We start from the raw sequence: 18497 nt of genomic DNA on the forward strand, positions 1-18497 counted from the left end.
GCATAATGCATTGATTTAAAAGTAGTATTCAATTATATTATCATAAAATTTTTAGTATGAGCAGTTTGGTGATTGATTTGATTCTTTGCGGCTTGGCGTACATTATTCTAATTTATTTTGTAGCCACTATGTCGAAAAATTCCTTTCGTAAAGGGAATAATAGAAGCGATGATGGTGATGGAGGGGTCGATAATATTACTCCACCAAAGATAGATTTGCCTCCAGGGGTAATTTGGCCATCAGATAGTCCAGTTAAAACCAATTCTCCGGAACCGGTTGAATTTTAGTGGCACTTATCGCAAATACCTTGTACCAAAAGGCTCATCTCTCGTTTTTTAAAACCCGAGGGTAATATGATTTTAGGAAGGGTTATTGAATCAAGGCAGGTCGTTTCACCACATTTTTCACATTTAAAATGCACGTGCTCATGATTGTGATGTTCTTCCTCGTGGGCGCATAGGGCATATTTAGTAGCTCCGCTGTCATCCAGTACTTTATGAATGAGGTCCTTGTCTAAAAAAGTCTTGAGCGTTCTGTAGATCGTAACTCGATCAAATTGGCTATTTAATCTTTCCTCTAAATCACTGTGTGCTAAAGCAACTTGCTTCTCTAAGAATTCTTGTATGATCTCCAATCTACATTCCGTGATTCTGAGTTTGTGATTTTGTAGTATCGAAAGGGCGTTTGTCATGACTGAAATCTTGCTTAAAAATAAGGAAAATACTTTCTTACAAAAAAGGGGCGTTTAACAAACGCCCCTTTTCAATTTTATCTGTTAAGATTTATTTTGGATCCAAAATCGTATTGATTCGCTCCAAAGCATCTTCTAAATGAAGTTTAGACATTTTATCTGAAGTTCTTGGGATCGCAGATCTGATGTTTGCCTGCAAGGTTTTCAATTCCCCTCTTGCCATAGGTCTGATATCAGATTGAGAGGCATTGATTTGTGGTCCTGCAAACCTTCTGAAATTTGCTGGAAGATTAGGCTCGCTTCCGGTTAAAAGAAGTTCCAATCTTTCAATATGCGCTCTTTGCAAAGCTCTTCTATGTACATCTATTGTTCGACCTGAGCTCAATTCTGTCCAGATTCCTTTTCTCAAATCATCAAAAAGCTCAGTCATCTTGTAAGCATCATTATTATTCAATGCTTCATTTTCGATCATTCGACCAAGTCTTCCCCACTCTAATATTCCATTTAGAGTGGTTACCTGTATTCCTCTGATGCGTTCTAAGGAACCAAAGTCACCGATTCTTGAAATGATCTCTTCATCCATCATCCACTCCGGAGTGGCAAAAAGATTGGTGTTTAAGAAGCTTACAGCAGACTTTTGAATGTCTTTTGAAGTGTGGATATAAACTGGGATGTCTTGACCTGATGCACGGTAGATCTCTGCTACTCCACCAACATTGGTTCTGACATGACCCATGTAACGATTGAACTGAGTGATAACTTGTCCATACATTTCTTCCAAGTCATCAAAATCCTTGAAAGGCTTATCTTCTTCCTTAGTCCATTCCATTAGGTTTGGCATAATACGCTTCAAGTTTTTGATTCCGTATTCAGAAGCGAGCATGGAATTATCTCCCAAGTCTTCGCTTTGAGCGGTAGGGTCGTAGCTATTTCCCTGGCGACCGTATCTATAGACAGGATCACCTTGTTTTTCCATGATCCATTTATCCAATGTAGCTTGCTCATCCTCTGGGCTTTTAGCACCTGGTATTGGTTTATAGCCCCACATTACGGCATACTTATCATATGGACCCACATTTGGCATCAAGCTCACGCCCTTATCTTCAGGCTGCGCTACATAGTTGAATCTGGCATAATCCATTATTGATGGAGCAGTACCCATCTCTGCGGTAAATGCGGCATCCCGAAGTTTCTCAACCGGATAGGCATGAGATGAAGCAAAATTGTGAGGAAGGCCAAGTGTATGTCCGACCTCGTGAGAGGATACGAAGCGGATTAATCTACCCATAACCTCATCGTCGAAATTAACACCTCTAGCATCAGGATTGATCGCTGCAGTCTGGATAAAGAACCAGTTTCTAAGAAGGTTCATTACGTTATGATACCATCCGATATCAGATTCTAGAATCTCACCTGATCTTGGATCTGAAACATGCGGTCCATAGGCATTCTGAATATCCGAAGCGAAATAACGAATCACAGAATAACGTGCATCTTCCGCGCTCCATGTAGGATCTTCCTCTTTTGTCGGAGCTTCTTTTGCAATAATTGCATTTTTGAAACCGGCAGCTTCAAATGCTACTTGCCAATCTTCTACACCTGCGATTAGATGAGGAACCCACTGTTTAGGAGTTGCCGGATCAATGTAATACACGATCTGCTTCTTTGGTTCTACCAATTCTCCTCGCTTGAATTTCTCCATATCCTCTTCCTTCACCTCAAGTCTCCATCTGTCAAGATATGTTCTTGAAGCAGCTTTCTGCTCATCGGAACCGTAATCAACGATTGATCTGCTAAACCAACCCACACGCTGATCAGAAAGTCGCTGCATCATTGGTTCTTTTGGAAGAAGAAGCATAGAAGAGTTCATTTCCAATGTGATCAAACCTGTCGAACTGTTTGAAGGTGGATCAGTTGCATTATAAGTCATTACATATCGAGCCTCGATATTCATCGGGTATGTATGGATGTGCGAAATAAAAGACCGATCGCTATCCAATCTGGTCACTTTATATTGTGTTCTTCTGTTTCGCGGCAATCCTAAAGCTTGAACATCTTTGCTGAATAAATCGGTGGCCTCGATTACAATACCAGTAGAGTCAGTTGATTTGGATTTGATATCAAACTTCTGAAGTATTGGCTCAAGGTTAGAGTTTTGAACTGCAATAGCGATAGGAAGGGAGTCAGCTGCATAATTATTTACTGAAACCACTTTCAGGAGGATATCATCATTGTTTTTTTCCCAGCGAAGCATAAGGGTATTGGTACGCTCTCCACCATAACCTAAACCATCTGCAGTCTTGGCTATTGTGGTCACCATAAGCATGTCGCGACTAAGTAGTGAATCTGGGATTTCGTAATAGAATTTGCCTTCAATCTCATGGACTTTAAATAATCCATCTTTCGATTTAGCATTTTTTGTAATTACCTCACCGTAAGGTTTTGGTCCATTGGTTTTTGCCCCGCCATTAGCAGGTCTACTTGGAGCGACTGTCGCAGCTGGAGTATTCTTGGCATCTTTTTTCTTCTTTTTTTGTGCCAAAGTATCCCCAGAGTAGAACATTACCCCCAAGACTCCTAGGATAAGTGTAAATCTCCTAAGTAATTTGGGTAGTGAGTTTCTCATGAATAGTTAAATTTTTGTTTTAGATAATTAAACAGCCAATTTCACCAAAGGGTAGTTAATGAACCTTCATTTTTGATAGGCGGTTTATTCTTAAAATTAAAGGCAATAGAGTGGTAGATAGGTTTGAAAATTTAATAATAGGAGGAGGTCTTGCGGGGTTGATTGCAGCCAATTTGCTTTCAAAGGCGGGTAGACAGGTACTCTTAATTGAGAAAAAGCCGTACCCATTTCATCGTGTTTGCGGGGAATATCTTTCGAATGAAGTTCTTGATTTTTTGAAAAGAGAGGGTTTGCTTCCTCCTTTGGATTTACCCCAGATTGATCGTTTTATTTTCTCCGACACTAGGGGTAAAAGCACGACTATTCCTTTAGACCTTGGAGGGTTTGGAATCAGCAGATATGTCTTGGATGATTTTTTATACAATAGGGCTTTAGAAAATGGCGCAGAAATCTGGACTGGAAATCAGGTGGAAAATATATCTTTCAATAAGGTTGATTTTACGTTGGAACTGGCAGATGGTAAATTCCTGACAGCAACCAATGTGATAGGGGCTTTTGGAAAAAGATCAAAACTTGATAAAGTCTTAAGTCGGGATTTTATAAAAAAACGCAGTCCCTATATTGGTGTCAAATATCATGTTAAAACAGAAATAGATCGAAATACAGTAGCCCTTCATAATTTCACCGGCGGCTATTGTGGCGTAAATGCGATTGAAGAAAATAAAGTAAATCTATGTTATCTAGGCAGCAGGGATCAGCTTAGGTCTATGGGTTCCATCGAAGAAATGGAACAGCATATTTTATTTAAAAACCCCCATTTGGAACGGATTTTTTCTGAAAGTGAATTCCTTTTCGATAAACCTGAGGTGATTAATGAAATCAACTTTGAAGTTAAAATGCCTGTGGAACAGCATATTCTTATGGCTGGAGATTCAGCGGGTTTGATCACTCCACTTTGTGGGAATGGAATGGCAATGGCTATTCAAGCTGGTAAGTTGGCAGCAGAAGCGCTCATTAACTTAAGCACTAGGGAAGAAATTGAAGATTATTATACTGCTAATTGGAAAATACTTTTTGAAAGAAGATTGATGATTGGAAGAGGGGTTCAGACTCTTTTTGGGTCAAAAAATGCGTCAAGATTTACCCGAAATCTGATAGCCCATGTACCATTTATGGCAAGACAGATTATAAAAAACACACATGGAAAGCCTTTTTAATATCCGAATGCCTGGAGAATCTGAGTGTTTTCCAGAAAATAGTAAACGAAAAACGCATTCAGAACAAGGGCAGAAATGGAATTCATTCCCATGGCCCAATTATAATTTGCATATTTCTCAGGGTTGGTCCGAACAAAGCTAAACCATAGAAAGAAAAACAATATTATCGGCGCCATTGCTGATCCATAGACCCACAAGACATTGATTTGATTTCGATCAAGGAAATACCAAACAAATGCAGCTCCAGTAAGCGCAAATAGAAAGGCTGAAAATGCAAAGGTGCCTTTGATTCCTAATAAAAGACTCAGGGTTCGGTCGCCTCTTCTAGCGTCTTCCCGGTGTTGATAAACCTGCGTCAAAGGATAATTTCCCCAAAGCATAAGGCTTGTCAAAAGACCGGGGATGATGATGTGAGTTTTAGTAAAAATATCCCAACCAAGATCACTGAGGCCTGCATAAGCCATAGCAAACGTAAAATAACCCTGGAATAATCCCGCAATGAACCAGCTGAGCCAAGGGTATTTTTTGATTCGAACAGAAGGATGGGAATAAGCCATACTGATCAATCCATAACAAAATAGCATACTTGCAAAACTCCAGTTGATCAACCCTCCCAGCCCTATTGCAATCGCAAAAAATAACAAGGAAACCCAATATAAATCCTTTGTCACTTTAGGGGGATTTTTTAGCCCTCCTATACTTTCTTCATCCTTGTCGAAATAGCTATTGTATCCATTGCTGGAAGGATATAAAAAAAAATGGAGTGCCAGAAAAACCCATAACATCCTGGATTCATTTAGATTAGGAGAGAGGGCCAGCGCAAATAGAAAAACAGGCATCAAAAATAATGAAAAGGGTATTCTCAGATGCTTAATTGTGGAAGCTGATATCATGAAGGCAAGAGTGATCGTCTGATAACCTTATCTGCTAAGGAAGGTTGTATTTGTATTCCTACAATTTAGAAATATTCATTTAACTTGATATAATGAATTCCAGCATAGTAAGCATAGGACTTGCAAATCCAGGTTCTCCAATTGATCAAAGTGCCATTGCTGATTTTATGCAAGCAGCACATCAACTTGATGAAAATGAGGCAAGAAAGTTGAATTTTTTGTACAGAAAATCCGGAATTACTTCCCGATACAGCGTCTTAAAAGATTTTGAAAAAAGAAATTTCATGGATTATTCTTTTTTTCCAAAGTCTGAAAACCTAGAGCCATTTCCGGGTACCAAAACCAGAATGGAATTATTTCAGCATCATGCTGGATCACTTTGTGAGTCTGCGGTTAAGGATTGCCTGAAGGAAACCGACGTAAACTTTAAAGATATCACGCATTTAATTTTGGTGTCTTGTACAGGTATGGTTGCTCCTGGAATTGAATTGGAGTTGATGCAACGCTTGGAGATGTCAAATACTGTGGAACGCTATTGCATTCATTTCATGGGTTGTTACGCAGCATTTAGTGGGTTAAAGTTGGCGGATAAAATAGTAAGAGCAGAGGCTGACGCTAAAGTCCTACTGGTGTCAGTAGAGCTTTGTACAATCCATTTTCAAAAAGAATATACTGAGGATAACCTGCTTGCCAACTCACTTTTCGCCGATGGAGCAGCTGCCGCATTGGTAGTCAATTCGGCTAAAGGATTAAAATTGAAGTCCTACCTGAGCCAAGTACTGTGGAAAGGAGAAAATGATATGGCATGGGGAATCGGTGATTTTGGGTTTGAGATGCGACTTAGCAAATATATTCCCGGACTGTTGGATGAAGGGATACAATCTTTGAAAGAGGTTTTTGAAAAGAAATTCAACTTGTCCACAATCAAGAATTTTGCAATTCACCCCGGTGGGAAGCAGATATTGCAAAAAGTCCAACAGGCATTTGGGATCTCCGAAGAGGAAAATCGTCATGCGCTTGAAGTTTTGAAGAACTTTGGGAACATGTCTTCAGCGACTATTTTATTTGTGCTCCAACGTTTTCTTCTTGATGATGAAGTGAGCGGTGATATTTTAGCTTTGGGATTTGGTCCTGGGTTAACACTTGAAACGCTACATCTGGAAAAATCATGAGTAAGTTCTCCCAAAGAAGCGAGGAAAAGGAGTTGATGGACGATCTCGAATGTTCAGGGGAGGAATTGGTACAAACCTTAAAAGAATTAAAAACCATTAATCGATGGCTAGGTGGAAATCATGTCACAACCAGTGGACTTGCGAAGTTTTTTGATTCCAATCCAAAGGATAAATATTTGATTGCGGATATCGGCTGTGGAGGGGGAGACATGATTCGGGTCATGCATGATTGGGCCAATAATCAGCTTTCACAGGTGAATTTTATAGGAATTGACGCAAATCCAAATATTATCAATGAAGCAAAATCTAGGCTCTTCGACCTAAAAAATGTAACTTTAGCAGTTCAAAACGTTTTTTCGGATGAATTTCTGAACCAAAAAGTAGATATCACTACTTGCACGCTCTTTACACATCATTTTACAGATTCCGAATTGGTGGATCTTATTAATGCCTTGAAAGTCAAATCTAAAATTGGTTTAGTCATAAATGATTTGCATCGGCATCCCTTTGCTTATTACAGCATTAAATATTTGACTGCAGTTTTCAGTAAATCACCGATGGTGCAGAATGACGCGGCAGTTTCAGTATTAAGGGCATTTTCCAGAAATGATTGGGAGCGAATTTTACAACAAGCCGGAATAAATGATTTTGAATTGACTTGGCACTGGGCTTTCCGTTGGCAAGTGCTTATTAAATCCTAATCAAAAAATCAAACAATTTACATTTATGGAAATTTCTCAGGAAACTACAGATGCATTAATCAGACAGGGAATAGATTTAGCCTATCAGGTAGTCCCATCAATTATTTATGCAATACTTTTTTACCTTATCGGTAAATTCATAATCAAAAAAGTTTTAAAGGGTTTAAAAACCTTTCTTGAAAAAAGAGAGGATAGCCCTTCATTAAATGTATTCCTGTACTCTTTTTCAAAAGTCATTCTTTTTATAGTACTCTTTGTCGGAGTGGCGGCTATTATTGGAGTTCCGGTCACCTCGTTTTTAGCAATTTTTGGTGCTGCAGGTCTTGCGATTGGTCTTGCTTTGCAAGGCTCTCTTTCAAATTTTGCGGGAGGATTACTTATTTTAGCTTTCAAGCCATTTAAAGTTGGGGATGTTGTCACCGGTCAGGGTCATACTGGAAAGGTTTCCAAAATTCAAATCCTCTATACTCATTTGCTCACTTTTGATAATAAGGAAATTATCATTCCGAATGGAAATTTGGCCAACTCCGATGTAATCAACATGAGTACTCAGGATACTCGCCGAGTTGATTATACAGTGGGGGTAGCTTATGGTACTAATATCAAACAAGCAAGAGAGATTATTTTGGGGATTTTTGAAAAAGATGAACGAGCTCTAAAAGATCCTGCTCCTGTTGTCTTCCTGAATAATTTTGGGGATAGTTCGTTGGATTTGGTAATTCGGGTCTGGACCAATGCGGAAAACCTCTGGCCATTGTATTTTGAAGGAATGGAAGCGATAAATAACGAGTTTGAAATAAATGGAATTGAAATTCCCTTTCCTCAGCGGGTTGTCCATCAAGGAAAATAAAATGTAAAAGGCGATCATTTGATCGCCTTTTTTAGTATTTGATAAGTATGTCTTTTAATTCCTTTCTCTGGATATCCGGAACAAACGTTTCTTCTTTAGAATAACCAACTGGAACCAGTAAAAAGGGTTTTTCATTGGATGGTCTTTCTAATATTTGACTGAGAAAGTTCATTGGACTTGGGGTATGTGTCACAGCTACAAGACCGGCCTGATGAATTGCTGCAATTAAAAAACCACAGGCAATACCAACAGATTCACTGACATAATAATGTTGGATCTTTTCACCATTTTCTAGCCCATAAGATTGCTTGAAGACCACAATAAGGTATGGGGCATCTTCCAAGAATGGCTTTTCCCAATTTGTGCCTAGTGGCTTAAGATCACTCTTCCAATTTTCTGGCATTCTGCTAGAATAGGAAATTTTTTCCTCCTCTTCTGCTGCCTCTCTAATTTTTCGTTTGATTTCCGGATCAGATACCAAACAAAAAGTCCAAGGCTGTTTATGCGCACCAGATGGAGCAGTACTTGCCGTTAGGATAATATTTTCGATTACTTCAAGTGGCACTGGTCTGCTGTCAAACTCACGAACAGTCCTTCGTGAATCCATCAGCTTATAGAAATCCTGGGAGCTTTGGATTAGCTCGGCTTCACTTGGTTGGTTGCGCAGATATCTGATGTGTTCGAATCCTTCGATTAATTTTTTCTCCATAAAAAAACGGCTATTCGTGAAAATAGCCGTTTCAATTTAATTTTCCTTGATTTTAATCTAAAGTGACTTCTTTTGAGCCTCCTGGGTAGATGATTGTCACGATTTTATCGCAAACCCCAGTTCCATAATCCACGGTCACTTCTACTCCTGTAAATAGAAATTGTAAGGTCCCGGCGCCTGGAACCCATACGCCAGTTTCCACACAGGTTTGCTTTATAATCAATGGATCAACTACAAGGGTGCTGTAATCGACTCCTGCTCTGCTTTTCCCAGTTGCCGTCCCGGTAATTGAGGCTTCATAACCTTCACCTCCCGGGTTAACTACTCGAACTTGGTTACTTGCCACGGTGACAAATGTATTATCAGGCCAAGTTATTTTTCCATTTTCTATTTTTACTGCCAGAGAAACAGTCCCTCCGATAAAATCAATCCCTGTATTGGTAATAGTTCGTATCCCTTCGATTTTTTTGTCATTGACGTGATAGCCATCGAAGGTAGTGATCACTTGTGCACCAGGGAAAAGGAGATTCCCAGAGTAAGAAAGTATGATTTTACCTTTTCTGGTGATACCGTTGCTACTGGTACAGCCCGCTCCAAAATCAATTGTTATTTTTTTTCCGGTCTCATCGAGATTTGCTGTCGCAGAGGCACAAATTTCAGTTAGTGAAACATCCTTGGTTATTCGTGCTCCCAATCCACTGTTATTAAGAGCTGTTAGAGTGATATTGTCCAGATCTTCAAATGCTTGAGTGATAAGATAATCATCATTTACAATGGTCAAATCAGGCTCTCTTAAAATCTCTTCAGAGTCAGAATTACAAGCAGAAAGGAAAAAAATTAGAAGCGACAATGCTCCAATTCCATAAGTAGTTAAAAGCTTTTTCATAGTTTAGATAGGTGTGTTTAAAAATCCTAAGTTAAAGATTTTAATCCTTTTTGACTTTGGGAGCTTGCTCTTTCTTTTTGTTTCCCACGCATCCAATGTTTTGTGTCAACGAAATATCCCTTGGGAAAATGCCAAAGTCTTCAGTTAAGTCCCAATCCTGAATCTCATCTAATTCAGGTTTTGGAGTTTTGTTTTCTTTTTTCATTGTTTTGAAGCTATAGAATTTGAAACGAATAGTATGCCACAAAGATTTTAATCCTGCGTGATTTACTTCCACTCTTTTTTAATCTTGGCATAGATCAATTCCTATCTTTGAGCATGAAGGAATTCGATTTTAAAAGGGAACAGCTAGCCGAGAAATTGGGTAAATTGAAAAGTAAAACTACAACACTCTCTTTTTTGAGAGTTCTTTCTTTTTTTGGAATAATAGGCTTTTTTATTTTAAGTCTTTCTGAAAGTCCAATTTGGTTTATTTTATTTTTTGGGACGGTAGCTTCTTTTGTCTATCTGATTTCTTCCTATAACCAGCTCAAAGATCAAGAGGCAATTTATTCCTCTTTGGAAAAAATGGATGGTAACAGACAATTGAGGAATTCCAGAAACTTGAAATCTTTTGATGCTGGTCTCGAATTTCAAAGTAAATCACATCCATTTTCAAATGATTTGGATCTTTTCGGAGATCATTCCCTATTTCAACTACTCAACCATACTGTATCTCAAGAGGGAAAGAACAAGCTAGCATCACTTCTAAATTCTGATTTTGATCTGAAAAAAGCCGCAGCATTTCGAGAAGCTATTGATGAGCTGTCGACCAAACCGGATTTTCTTCAGGCTATGGAAAGTATTGGGACGTCATTTTATCGAGATGAAAAATCAATTCATTCTTGGATTAATTGGCTCAAGACAAATGAAGAGGAGAAATCATGGATCAAGTTTTTTGCAGTTCTTGGACCGATAGGAGGGATAATATTGATGGTTCTCGCTAATCTAGGAATTATCCCGGCAGGTTTTTATGGGATATGGGTTTTAGTTGGAATGAGCTTTTTGGCGGTAGTATTTCGATCTTTAAAGAGAGCAGGGGATGAAATTCCTTCACGAAATCAGCTTAAAACTTATAGGTATTGGATGGTAGAACTGGAAAAACAGGAATTTCAAAGTGAGTTATTACAAAATGTTACGCCCGGTTTTTCTAACGGGAATTCTAAGCCTTCACTACTTTTAGAAGAGCTTGATCGATTGGGGTTATGGATTCAAAACCGGATTAACATTCTATATATTCCAATTAACCTTTTCTTTTGGACGGATCTTTTGCTTTACATAAGACTGATCAAATGGAAGAAAAATCACGGGAAACTGGTATCAGAGTTTCCTGAGCAATTGGCATTCTGGGAAATGTTAATTTCGTTGGGAACATTTCAATATGAGCTTGGAGGAAAAGGGGAGATTATCACTATAGAAAAAGGAATCAGAGGTTTGGAAATAGCTCACCCCTTACTTAAGCCTGAGATTGCAGTTTCGAATGATTTCAGTCAGGATTCTTCTACCAGTATAATCTTGCTAACTGGTTCGAATATGAGTGGCAAGACGACTTTCATGCGGACGCTTGGGATAAATTGTGTTCTGGTGAATCTCGGGTTGAGGCCATTTGCAGCGAAATTTGGATTTGGGAATTTCCAGCTCTATACCAGCATGCGGAATACCGATAATCTGGGAGAAAGCATCAGTTCATTCTATGCCGAATTGAGTCGAATCAAATTGGTGATTGATAGGATTGAAGCAGGAGAAGAAATTTTTTTCCTTTTGGATGAAATCTTGAAAGGCACAAATACTGAAGATAGAATCGCCGGATCAGAAGCCTTGATCAGGCAGGTTGTGGATACAAAAGCTTTGGGAATAATTAGTACGCACGATATAGAATTGGCCGAATTAGAAAATCGGATTTCAAAAGTGAAAAACTTCAGCTTCCACTCCGAGATCCATGATCAATCCATCGATTTTGATTACAAACTCAAGGAAGGCGCTTGCCCAAGTTTCAATGCACACAAGCTGATGGAATTAATGGGAATCCGTTTTCAGAATTAGCTTTGGTTTTTCCTTAGCTCAGATTGTCTTATTTTTGAAAAACAGTTAAGCAATGCAAACAAATTCACCCATTCTTGGAGTACTAGGTGGAGGTCAGCTAGGCCGGATGCTTATCCAATCTGCCATCAACTACAATCAAGATATCCACATTTTAGACCCCGATCCCAATGCGCCGTGTAAGGACTTGGCACAGGACTTTACTGTGGGTTCTCTTAAGGATTTTGACACGGTTTATGAATTTGGAAGTAAATGTGACGTCATTACTGTAGAGATTGAAAGTGTTAATACAGAGGCGCTTAAAAAATTAGAGCAAGAGGGAAAGCGAGTTTATCCACAGCCTCACATTTTAAGACTGATACAAGACAAGCGAGCACAAAAGGAATTCTATAGGACTAATGGAATTCCAACAGCAGAATTCATTTTAACTGCTGATAAAGCGGAAGTTATCCACAATGTGGGGTTTTTGCCAGCAGTTAATAAACTTGGTAAAGAAGGCTATGATGGACGCGGAGTTCAGGTTTTGCGTTCAGCAGCGGATTTGGGAAAAGCCTTTGATGCTCCTGGTTTATTGGAAAAGTTAATTGACTTTGATCGGGAAATCGCGGTGACAGTAGCACGGAATTCCAATGGAGATTTGGAAGTTTATCCAAGCGTAGAATGTGCTTTTCATCCAACAGCCAATTTGGTTGAGTTTCTTTTTGCACCGGCTGAAATCAGTAATGAAATAGCGGAGCGGGCGAGTGAAATAGCCAAGGCAGTTATTCTCAAACTGGATATGGTTGGGATTTTGGCTGTTGAAATGTTTGTGACGAAAGATGGGGAAGTTTTGGTGAATGAAATTGCCCCGAGACCTCACAATAGTGGTCATCATTCCATTGAGGCTAATTTCACTTCTCAATTTGAGCAGCATCTTCGTGCGGTGATGAACTGGCCGCTAGGTAATACTGAGTTGAGATGTCCTGCAGCAATGATCAACTTGCTGGGCGAGGAGGGGTTTACGGGTCCTGTACTGGTCGAAGGAAAAGAAGAAGCATTGGCAGAAAAAGGAGTTTATATTCATCTGTATGGCAAGAAAATCACTAAGCCATTTCGAAAAATGGGCCATGTGACTTTGCTCGATGACAATGTGGATAACTTGAAGAAAAGGGCTCAAAGAATCAAAGAACTCATTAAAATCAAATCAACGATATGAACCCACAGGTAGGTATAATCATGGGAAGTCAATCCGATCTTCCGATAATGGCAGAGGCCGCAGCATTTCTGGATGAATTGGGAGTTTCTTATGAATTAACAGTAGTCTCTGCGCATCGAACTCCTCAGCGGATGATTGATTATGCGGAATCAGCTCGCGAAAGAGGTCTGAAAGTCATTGTAGCAGGAGCAGGAGGAGCTGCACATTTACCTGGAATGGTGGCTTCGTTGACTAGTCTGCCAGTGGTAGGAGTGCCAATAAAAAGCTCTAACTCCATAGATGGCTGGGATAGTATTTTGTCTATTCTTCAGATGCCAAGCGGTATTCCTGTAGCTACAGTGGCTCTTAATGGGGGTAAAAATGCTGGGATTCTAGCTGCTTCGATAGTTGGATCATTTGATGTCGAAGTGGGATCAAAGATGGATGCCTTCAAAAAAACCTTAAAGGAAAAAGTGGAGCAATCAGCTGCAGAAATAGAGTCAAAAGGGTGGAAAGAATTTTTAAAAAAATAGTGCTTGGATGATTAATTGGAAAAAACCTGTTCGTTTCAAGATTGGAGATGTTCCTTGGGAATTTCCTTTGAATGTCTTGATACTTTTAATCTTAATTACGATTATTCTAATGCTTGGAGGAGCTTATTTGGGATTTCAATTTGGATCTGGGGGTTAGTTTTTAGTAAAAATCCCCCAACCATCATCTGTTTTTTCATTTGGATTTAGGCTTTTAATCCATTCAATAAAAAGTTTTCGGTATTCTTCTATAGAAGCCCGGAGTAATTCTAAATGTTCTTCTGCATGGGTTTCTTCCATCGCGAGCTGATAGGTCATCCCATTGAGGTTTTTTGCATGCACTTTTATAAAAACAGCTTTTTCCATTTTGGAAACAAAATCTGAGGTGGATTCTGCAGCTGCGAATTTGGAACTTATCAACATTGCGTCTTGGAGCATGATGCTTCCGTAGAGCTCTCTTCTAGCCTCATCCAAGCTCCCGACCAATGCTCTGGTCAGGGCTAGGATATCTTTGGCTTTTTTCATTAGGGGGTGTTTGTAGATTTTTTCGTGCTCTTTTCTGAAGCTACTTTCATCATCCTCATCCCAGGCATCCTCTTCTTCATCAAAATCATCCCACATACTAATTTTTTTAGAAAGGTAATTTATCCTCTTCACCTTCTGAATGAAAGGTGTCCACATCTGGCATTGCTGAAGTGCTAGGTGCTGGTGCGCCACCATTTCTATCTACTCGATAGGCTTTTACTTCGGTATACCATCTTCCGTTATATTCTCTGCTTTCCACGTCAATGCTGAGAGTAACTTGCTCACCCATCCCAATTGCAAATTGATCTATTTTATCTCCCCAAAGTGAAACACATACTTTTTTCGGGTATTGTCCTTCAGTTTCGATAATAAATTCTTGTTTTCTCCAAGCGTTTCCACTCTTTGAATTTCCACCTACTTCGGGTAGTTTTTGAATTACTTTTCCGCTTAATTCCATTGATTTACTTTTTTTCTTAGATCACGAATGTACACAATGAAGAGGAATCTGAGGAGTCCGAGTTTGTAAAAAAAGACAAATTTTGAATTCGTATTTAACATTCTTTGGCATTATCATTGGTTGAGGGATTAGTCAAATCAATTATTCTGCAAATAAATGATTGGTTTTTCGAATCATGTCCGATATAATCTTTTGATTTATCTGAAGATTTCTTTCTAAGATTAAAATCTTTCGAATTTCTTTGCACAGTTCTAATTGAAATAATACTTTTAGCAACTACAATTTTTATTTACCCTAAAGAGATACTATGGCCTAGACCTTTACGTTTATCATAAACCAACTTATAAAATGAGTAAGCGAATAGGTCCTAAGGACAGCGAATTGATCGCTCAGTATCGAAATGGCAGTGATGCTGCCTTTGATCTTTTAGTAGATCGGTACCAAAGCAAAATTTACACTACCATTGTTTTGATCGTTAAGGATCAAAAAGTTGCGGAAGACTTGCTTCAAGATGTTTTTGTCAAGGTAGTGAATACACTTCACTCAGATAAATACAATGAGGAGGGGAAATTTCAACCATGGGTGATGCGTATAGCACATAATCTGGCAATTGATTATTTCAGAAAAGCCAAGCGCTATCCTACCATTGTCATGGAAGACGGGTCTAATGTGTTGAATTCTCTAAGATTTGCAGAGGAAAATGTTGAAGATCGTCAAATAAGAGAAGATAATATTGAGCTGGTAAAGCGCCTCATTGAGGAGCTTCCTGAGGCTCAAAAGGAAGTGTTGATCATGCGACATTACTTGGATTTGAGTTTTCAGGAAATTGCGGATCAAACAGGAGTGAGTATCAATACCGCTTTAGGAAGAATGCGGTACGCTTTAATACATCTTAGAAAAAAAATGAAACAATTAAACATTGCCTATGACAAAACAATTTACCCAAAATGACCTGATCAGGTATATCTATCAGGAAATGAAGGAGGTAGAAAAAGAACTCTTGGTGCAAGCCTTACATAGTGATGATTCACTTATGGAAGAATACATTGAATTGCTGAGCACAATAGAGCAAGTGGATCAAATCCAACTTCAGCCTTCCGCAAGTGTAGTAAATGCCATTAAAGATATGGCTCATTCTACGGGACTCCAGCGAGTCTAAATCCCTTGGTAACCCGGCATTGTCCGGGTTTTTTTATTCTAAATTTTGCTCCAAAAAGCTAGCAGCATCTTTAAATGCTTGTGAATAAGTCAGATCATTGAATCCATGACCTTGGTTTTCAATTCGCTTGTATTCAAATCGAGCTGATACCGCATTCAGTTTGTCTGCAAAAAGATCGCTTTGCCAGACAGGTACTACGGTGTCGCTTGTCCCATGAAAGAAAATTGTAGGAACTACCGCCCCCCGGATAAAATTACTTGGGCTGGAATCTAAATAGGAACTTGCCTTTTCTTCAGGATTACCACCCAGCAAAGCATTAAGGCCGAGTTGAGTGATTTGATTATAAGTATAAAGCGAAACTAAATCGCTTGGAGGAAAGAATGCAATTACTGCTTTAATATTTCCAATAGTTTGATGTTTGTAGCTATGAAGTAATGCCAAATGACCCCCAGCGCTGGCACCAGCCAAGATAATTTGGTCAGAGATATTCCAATTCACAGTTTGTAATTGAATCGATCTCACTGCTGCAATCACGTCGTTTTCTTGTGTAGGAAATTTATTGTCTCCCGTTAAGAAGTCAAAAAGTCGATAATTAATGGAGGCGATGGCATATTCAGGGAATTCTCTTTGGAAAGACTGCCTAAACTGGAGAAATTCTTCCTTGCTTCCATCTATCCATCCCCCACCATGTATATATATAATGAGTGGTGTATTTTCTCTAGACCTTCCTTTTGGGAGAAATAAATCGAATAGTTGATTTGTCTCATTGCCATAAGATTGATCAAAAAGATCCAAGGCAGGTAATTCACCTGCCATGGGACTCTCAGTATTCTCGCTACAGTTCCATAGTAGAATGCTGAATGAAAGTAGGAAGATTGATCGGTAAAGTATTTTCATTTGTGGTAGGTTAAAACCATTTGATTAATGATTGGACAATCTTTTGAGCAGCAGCACCATAAGGAGGTCGAAGTAAAGTTGCATTATTTAATCCCACTCGTTGCTTCAGCACTCCCTTTTCATTTGAAAAGGCCAAGAATCCATAATGTCCATGAGCTTTGCCTATTCCACTATTATTTACCCCTCCAAAAGGCATCTCCAAATCTAGGAAATGAATCACACAATCATTGATCATAGCATTGCCAGAACTCGTCTCTTGAATAACTCGGGCGGAGTTTGTAGTGTTTGATCCGAAATAATAAAGCGCAAGTGGTTTGGGCTTCCCGTTAATGTAGGAAATGGCCTCATCAAGCTTGGAAAAAGTCTTGATTGGAAGGATTGGGCCAAAGATTTCTTCTTCCATAAGAACCATGTCATCGCTTAAGGAGCTGACCAATGTTGGTTCAATGTATCGGGAAGGCGCATCGTATTTCCCTCCAAATTCAATTATCGCCCCTTTTTGAATCCCCTCTTTGAGGCTTGAGACCAATCTTTCAAAATGCCGATCGTTGATTATCCTAGCCAGATCAGGTGACTTGTCAATACCTTTAAATTTTGGATCATACATGTTTTTAAGTGCAACCTTCAGCTCCATCAATAACTTCTCTTTGCTTTCCTCATGTACTAATAGGTAATCTGGCGCTACGCAGGTTTGTCCACAATTGATGAACTTTCCAAAAACTAGTTTCTCAGCAGCATCCTTCAAATTAGCATCTTGATCAATAATTACAGGAGACTTTCCGCCTAGCTCCAAAGTGACCGAAGTCAAATTCTCTGCAGCAGCTTTCATTATAATTTTTCCCACCGCAGGACTACCTGTAAAAAAAATATGATCAAAGGGTAGCTTCAAAAGCTCTTGAGCTACCTCTGATTCGCCTTGAAAAACAGCAACCTCTGAAGGGTCAAATAACTCAGAAATCATTTTCTCAATAAGAGAAGAAGTATTTGGCGTTAGCTCGGAAGGTTTTATGATCGCAGTACATCCTGCGGCTAAGGCAGAAACTAACGGGCCTATTGCAAGATTAAAGGGATAATTCCAAGGCGCAATAATCAAGGCACATCCTTTTGGCTCATAGTATATTTTGCCACTGGTCCCAAGTAAGGGAAGCGGGGTTGAAACAGACTTAGGTTTCATCCATGTTTTTAAATTCTTGATTGCATGGTTGATTTCTGAGGTCACAGTGTAGATTTCCGATAGATCTGTTTCGATCGGGGGTTTTTGAAAATCAGCCAATAATACTTCTTGAATATCCTTTTGATGTTCTTTTATCCATTCACGAATACTTTTTAGGCGCGAAATGCGATCTGATGCAGTTGAAATTCTCCAAGAATTAGCGGTCTTCTTTTGTAAAAGAAAGGTGCTTAAGAAAACTTCTGGTTCAATTGAATTTTCAGATAAGGTTGCCATTGATTTTAGGAGTTTGGGAAATAGAATAATCCGGAAGTAGATAAAACCTTCCTTAAGATACATGGATGTAAATTCAGATTAGGTTTTGATTTTGTTTTTTGATGAGTATCAAAAAAATCTACTTCATTTTAAACCATAACCCTCAACTCTCAGAGATTTTTTGAATGTTTAAAATATTGTTTCACATTAAAAAAATTGTATTACAAATCAAAAAAGAAGGGTATGAAAGACAATAAAGTGTATTTTTACCTGTAGTGAATTATTATGAATAGAAATTTTTGTTGTATTAAGTTTTTTTAAGTGATGAAAATCAACTCCTAAAAAAACAAATGGGCGATTTATAATAAATTTTTTTAAAGCATTAAGTAAATGATAGTGAGTGTATTATACAAATAAGTTTACGAACAAGAAATTTTAAAATAAAACGATATGGACATTTCATCCACTAGTCATTTCATCCGAATCCATTTTTTGTGGAAGGGGG

Annotated in this window: 21 protein-coding genes; 11 read left to right on the top strand and 10 right to left on the bottom strand. The window is 38.8% G+C overall.

Annotated elements, in window-relative coordinates; all coding sequences use genetic code 11:
- Window positions 1-56: 56 nt before the first annotated feature.
- Window positions 57-287, top strand: a complete 231-nt coding sequence (locus BVC88_RS02040) for a hypothetical protein (RefSeq protein ID WP_075348973.1) — start codon at window positions 57-59, stop codon at window positions 285-287.
- Here the strand turns inward: BVC88_RS02040 and BVC88_RS02045 are convergent.
- Complete coding sequence (locus tag BVC88_RS02045; RefSeq protein ID WP_075348974.1) at window positions 284-691, bottom strand: Fur family transcriptional regulator; 408 nt, start codon at window positions 689-691, stop codon at window positions 284-286. The two genes, BVC88_RS02040 and BVC88_RS02045, sit on opposite strands and share 4 nt — an antisense overlap.
- Before the next feature lie 91 nt (window positions 692-782).
- On the bottom strand, window positions 783-3317 hold the full coding sequence (locus BVC88_RS02050) for a zinc-dependent metalloprotease (RefSeq protein ID WP_075348975.1): 2535 nt from the start codon (window positions 3315-3317) through the stop codon (window positions 783-785).
- Between the two features lie 110 nt (window positions 3318-3427).
- Between BVC88_RS02050 and BVC88_RS02055 the strand changes: the two genes are divergently transcribed.
- Window positions 3428-4534 (top strand): NAD(P)/FAD-dependent oxidoreductase, encoded by a 1107-nt coding sequence (locus tag BVC88_RS02055; RefSeq protein WP_075348976.1) that lies wholly within the window; start codon window positions 3428-3430, stop codon window positions 4532-4534.
- On the opposite strand, the gene BVC88_RS02060 is transcribed toward BVC88_RS02055, so the two are convergent.
- Complete coding sequence (locus tag BVC88_RS02060) at window positions 4531-5427, bottom strand: UbiA family prenyltransferase (protein ID WP_075348977.1); 897 nt, start codon at window positions 5425-5427, stop codon at window positions 4531-4533. The two genes, BVC88_RS02055 and BVC88_RS02060, sit on opposite strands and share 4 nt — an antisense overlap.
- Window positions 5428-5519: 92 nt before the next feature.
- On the opposite strand from BVC88_RS02060, the gene BVC88_RS02065 reads away from it, so the two are divergent.
- From BVC88_RS02065 to BVC88_RS02075, 3 genes are read left to right on the top strand one after another with little or no spacing between them, the layout of a single operon-like run.
- Window positions 5520-6599, top strand: a complete 1080-nt coding sequence (locus BVC88_RS02065; protein WP_075348978.1) for a type III polyketide synthase — start codon at window positions 5520-5522, stop codon at window positions 6597-6599.
- Entirely contained in the window at window positions 6596-7300 is a 705-nt protein-coding gene (locus BVC88_RS02070) for a methyltransferase domain-containing protein (RefSeq protein WP_075348979.1), read from the top strand. The genes BVC88_RS02065 and BVC88_RS02070 overlap by 4 nt, the downstream gene beginning before the upstream one ends.
- 25 nt (window positions 7301-7325) lie before the next feature.
- Window positions 7326-8150 (top strand): mechanosensitive ion channel family protein, encoded by an 825-nt coding sequence (locus tag BVC88_RS02075; RefSeq protein WP_075348980.1) that lies wholly within the window; start codon window positions 7326-7328, stop codon window positions 8148-8150.
- Between the two features lie 31 nt (window positions 8151-8181).
- Here BVC88_RS02075 and BVC88_RS02080 read toward each other — a convergent pair whose 3' ends face one another.
- Genes BVC88_RS02080 through BVC88_RS21255 form a run of 3 tightly spaced genes read right to left on the bottom strand, consistent with a single transcriptional unit; the run spans window position 8182 to window position 9950 of the window.
- Window positions 8182-8859: a nitroreductase family protein gene (locus tag BVC88_RS02080; RefSeq protein WP_075348981.1), complete on the bottom strand. Its 678-nt coding sequence runs from the start codon at window positions 8857-8859 to the stop codon at window positions 8182-8184.
- Window positions 8860-8911: 52 nt separating this feature from the next.
- On the bottom strand, window positions 8912-9745 hold the full coding sequence (locus BVC88_RS02085) for a hypothetical protein (protein ID WP_075348982.1): 834 nt from the start codon (window positions 9743-9745) through the stop codon (window positions 8912-8914).
- Window positions 9746-9785: 40 nt separating this feature from the next.
- Window positions 9786-9950, bottom strand: coding sequence for a hypothetical protein (locus BVC88_RS21255; RefSeq protein WP_175574361.1), 165 nt, complete (start codon window positions 9948-9950; stop codon window positions 9786-9788).
- Between the two features lie 113 nt (window positions 9951-10063).
- Between BVC88_RS21255 and BVC88_RS02090 the strand changes: the two genes are divergently transcribed.
- From BVC88_RS02090 to BVC88_RS21260, 4 genes are read left to right on the top strand one after another with little or no spacing between them, the layout of a single operon-like run.
- Window positions 10064-11827 (top strand): MutS-related protein, encoded by a 1764-nt coding sequence (locus BVC88_RS02090; RefSeq protein ID WP_075348983.1) that lies wholly within the window; start codon window positions 10064-10066, stop codon window positions 11825-11827.
- A gap of 52 nt (window positions 11828-11879) precedes the next feature.
- Window positions 11880-13019 (top strand): 5-(carboxyamino)imidazole ribonucleotide synthase, encoded by a 1140-nt coding sequence (locus tag BVC88_RS02095; protein WP_075348984.1) that lies wholly within the window; start codon window positions 11880-11882, stop codon window positions 13017-13019.
- Entirely contained in the window at window positions 13016-13531 is a 516-nt protein-coding gene (gene purE / locus BVC88_RS02100; protein WP_075348985.1) for a 5-(carboxyamino)imidazole ribonucleotide mutase, read from the top strand. Before BVC88_RS02095 ends, purE begins: the two co-directional genes overlap by 4 nt.
- A 7-nt stretch (window positions 13532-13538) precedes the next feature.
- Window positions 13539-13688: a hypothetical protein gene (locus BVC88_RS21260; RefSeq protein ID WP_175574355.1), complete on the top strand. Its 150-nt coding sequence runs from the start codon at window positions 13539-13541 to the stop codon at window positions 13686-13688.
- Here BVC88_RS21260 and BVC88_RS02105 read toward each other — a convergent pair.
- Both BVC88_RS02105 and BVC88_RS02110 read right to left on the bottom strand, forming a co-directional pair.
- Window positions 13685-14149, bottom strand: a complete 465-nt coding sequence (locus BVC88_RS02105) for a hypothetical protein (RefSeq protein WP_075348986.1) — start codon at window positions 14147-14149, stop codon at window positions 13685-13687. The two genes, BVC88_RS21260 and BVC88_RS02105, sit on opposite strands and share 4 nt — an antisense overlap.
- A gap of 10 nt (window positions 14150-14159) precedes the next feature.
- Entirely contained in the window at window positions 14160-14510 is a 351-nt protein-coding gene (locus tag BVC88_RS02110) for a DUF3127 domain-containing protein (RefSeq protein WP_075348987.1), read from the bottom strand.
- A 348-nt stretch (window positions 14511-14858) separates the two neighbouring features.
- Between BVC88_RS02110 and BVC88_RS02115 the strand changes: the two genes are divergently transcribed.
- Window positions 14859-15461, top strand: coding sequence for an RNA polymerase sigma factor (locus tag BVC88_RS02115; protein WP_075348988.1), 603 nt, complete (start codon window positions 14859-14861; stop codon window positions 15459-15461).
- Window positions 15436-15669: a hypothetical protein gene (locus BVC88_RS02120; RefSeq protein WP_075348989.1), complete on the top strand. Its 234-nt coding sequence runs from the start codon at window positions 15436-15438 to the stop codon at window positions 15667-15669. Before BVC88_RS02115 ends, BVC88_RS02120 begins: the two co-directional genes overlap by 26 nt.
- Window positions 15670-15702: 33 nt before the next feature.
- On the opposite strand, the gene BVC88_RS02125 is transcribed toward BVC88_RS02120, so the two are convergent.
- Window positions 15703-16566: an alpha/beta hydrolase gene (locus BVC88_RS02125; RefSeq protein WP_075348990.1), complete on the bottom strand. Its 864-nt coding sequence runs from the start codon at window positions 16564-16566 to the stop codon at window positions 15703-15705.
- A gap of 10 nt (window positions 16567-16576) precedes the next feature.
- Window positions 16577-18013, bottom strand: coding sequence for an aldehyde dehydrogenase family protein (locus BVC88_RS02130; RefSeq protein WP_075349424.1), 1437 nt, complete (start codon window positions 18011-18013; stop codon window positions 16577-16579).
- Window positions 18014-18497: the final 484 nt, after the last annotated feature.

The sequence above is a fragment of the Algoriphagus marinus genome (assembly GCF_001936475.1).
Classification (GTDB): Bacteria; Bacteroidota; Bacteroidia; order Cytophagales; family Cyclobacteriaceae; genus Algoriphagus; species Algoriphagus marinus.

Excerpts from the sequence above, each read along its gene's own strand:
- BVC88_RS02070 (WP_075348979.1), top strand. The coding sequence starts at position 6,596 with ATGAGTAAGTTCTCCCAAAGAAGCGAGGAAAAGGAGTTGATGGACGAT.
- BVC88_RS02110 (WP_075348987.1), bottom strand. The coding sequence starts at position 14,510 with ATGGAATTAAGCGGAAAAGTAATTCAAAAACTACCCGAAGTAGGTGGA.
- BVC88_RS02090 (WP_075348983.1), top strand. The coding sequence starts at position 10,064 with ATGAAGGAATTCGATTTTAAAAGGGAACAGCTAGCCGAGAAATTGGGT.
- BVC88_RS02085 (WP_075348982.1), bottom strand. The coding sequence starts at position 9,745 with ATGAAAAAGCTTTTAACTACTTATGGAATTGGAGCATTGTCGCTTCTA.
- BVC88_RS02040 (WP_075348973.1), top strand. The coding sequence starts at position 57 with ATGAGCAGTTTGGTGATTGATTTGATTCTTTGCGGCTTGGCGTACATT.
- BVC88_RS02080 (WP_075348981.1), bottom strand. The coding sequence starts at position 8,859 with ATGGAGAAAAAATTAATCGAAGGATTCGAACACATCAGATATCTGCGC.
- BVC88_RS02125 (WP_075348990.1), bottom strand. The coding sequence starts at position 16,566 with ATGAAAATACTTTACCGATCAATCTTCCTACTTTCATTCAGCATTCTA.
- BVC88_RS02120 (WP_075348989.1), top strand. The coding sequence starts at position 15,436 with ATGACAAAACAATTTACCCAAAATGACCTGATCAGGTATATCTATCAG.
- BVC88_RS02065 (WP_075348978.1), top strand. The coding sequence starts at position 5,520 with ATGAATTCCAGCATAGTAAGCATAGGACTTGCAAATCCAGGTTCTCCA.
- BVC88_RS02050 (WP_075348975.1), bottom strand. The coding sequence starts at position 3,317 with ATGAGAAACTCACTACCCAAATTACTTAGGAGATTTACACTTATCCTA.
- BVC88_RS02075 (WP_075348980.1), top strand. The coding sequence starts at position 7,326 with ATGGAAATTTCTCAGGAAACTACAGATGCATTAATCAGACAGGGAATA.
- BVC88_RS02095 (WP_075348984.1), top strand. The coding sequence starts at position 11,880 with ATGCAAACAAATTCACCCATTCTTGGAGTACTAGGTGGAGGTCAGCTA.
- BVC88_RS21255 (WP_175574361.1), bottom strand. The coding sequence starts at position 9,950 with ATGAAAAAAGAAAACAAAACTCCAAAACCTGAATTAGATGAGATTCAG.
- BVC88_RS21260 (WP_175574355.1), top strand. The coding sequence starts at position 13,539 with ATGATTAATTGGAAAAAACCTGTTCGTTTCAAGATTGGAGATGTTCCT.
- BVC88_RS02105 (WP_075348986.1), bottom strand. The coding sequence starts at position 14,149 with ATGTGGGATGATTTTGATGAAGAAGAGGATGCCTGGGATGAGGATGAT.
- BVC88_RS02045 (WP_075348974.1), bottom strand. The coding sequence starts at position 691 with ATGACAAACGCCCTTTCGATACTACAAAATCACAAACTCAGAATCACG.
- BVC88_RS02130 (WP_075349424.1), bottom strand. The coding sequence starts at position 18,013 with ATGGCAACCTTATCTGAAAATTCAATTGAACCAGAAGTTTTCTTAAGC.
- BVC88_RS02115 (WP_075348988.1), top strand. The coding sequence starts at position 14,859 with ATGAGTAAGCGAATAGGTCCTAAGGACAGCGAATTGATCGCTCAGTAT.
- BVC88_RS02060 (WP_075348977.1), bottom strand. The coding sequence starts at position 5,427 with ATGATATCAGCTTCCACAATTAAGCATCTGAGAATACCCTTTTCATTA.
- purE (WP_075348985.1), top strand. The coding sequence starts at position 13,016 with ATGAACCCACAGGTAGGTATAATCATGGGAAGTCAATCCGATCTTCCG.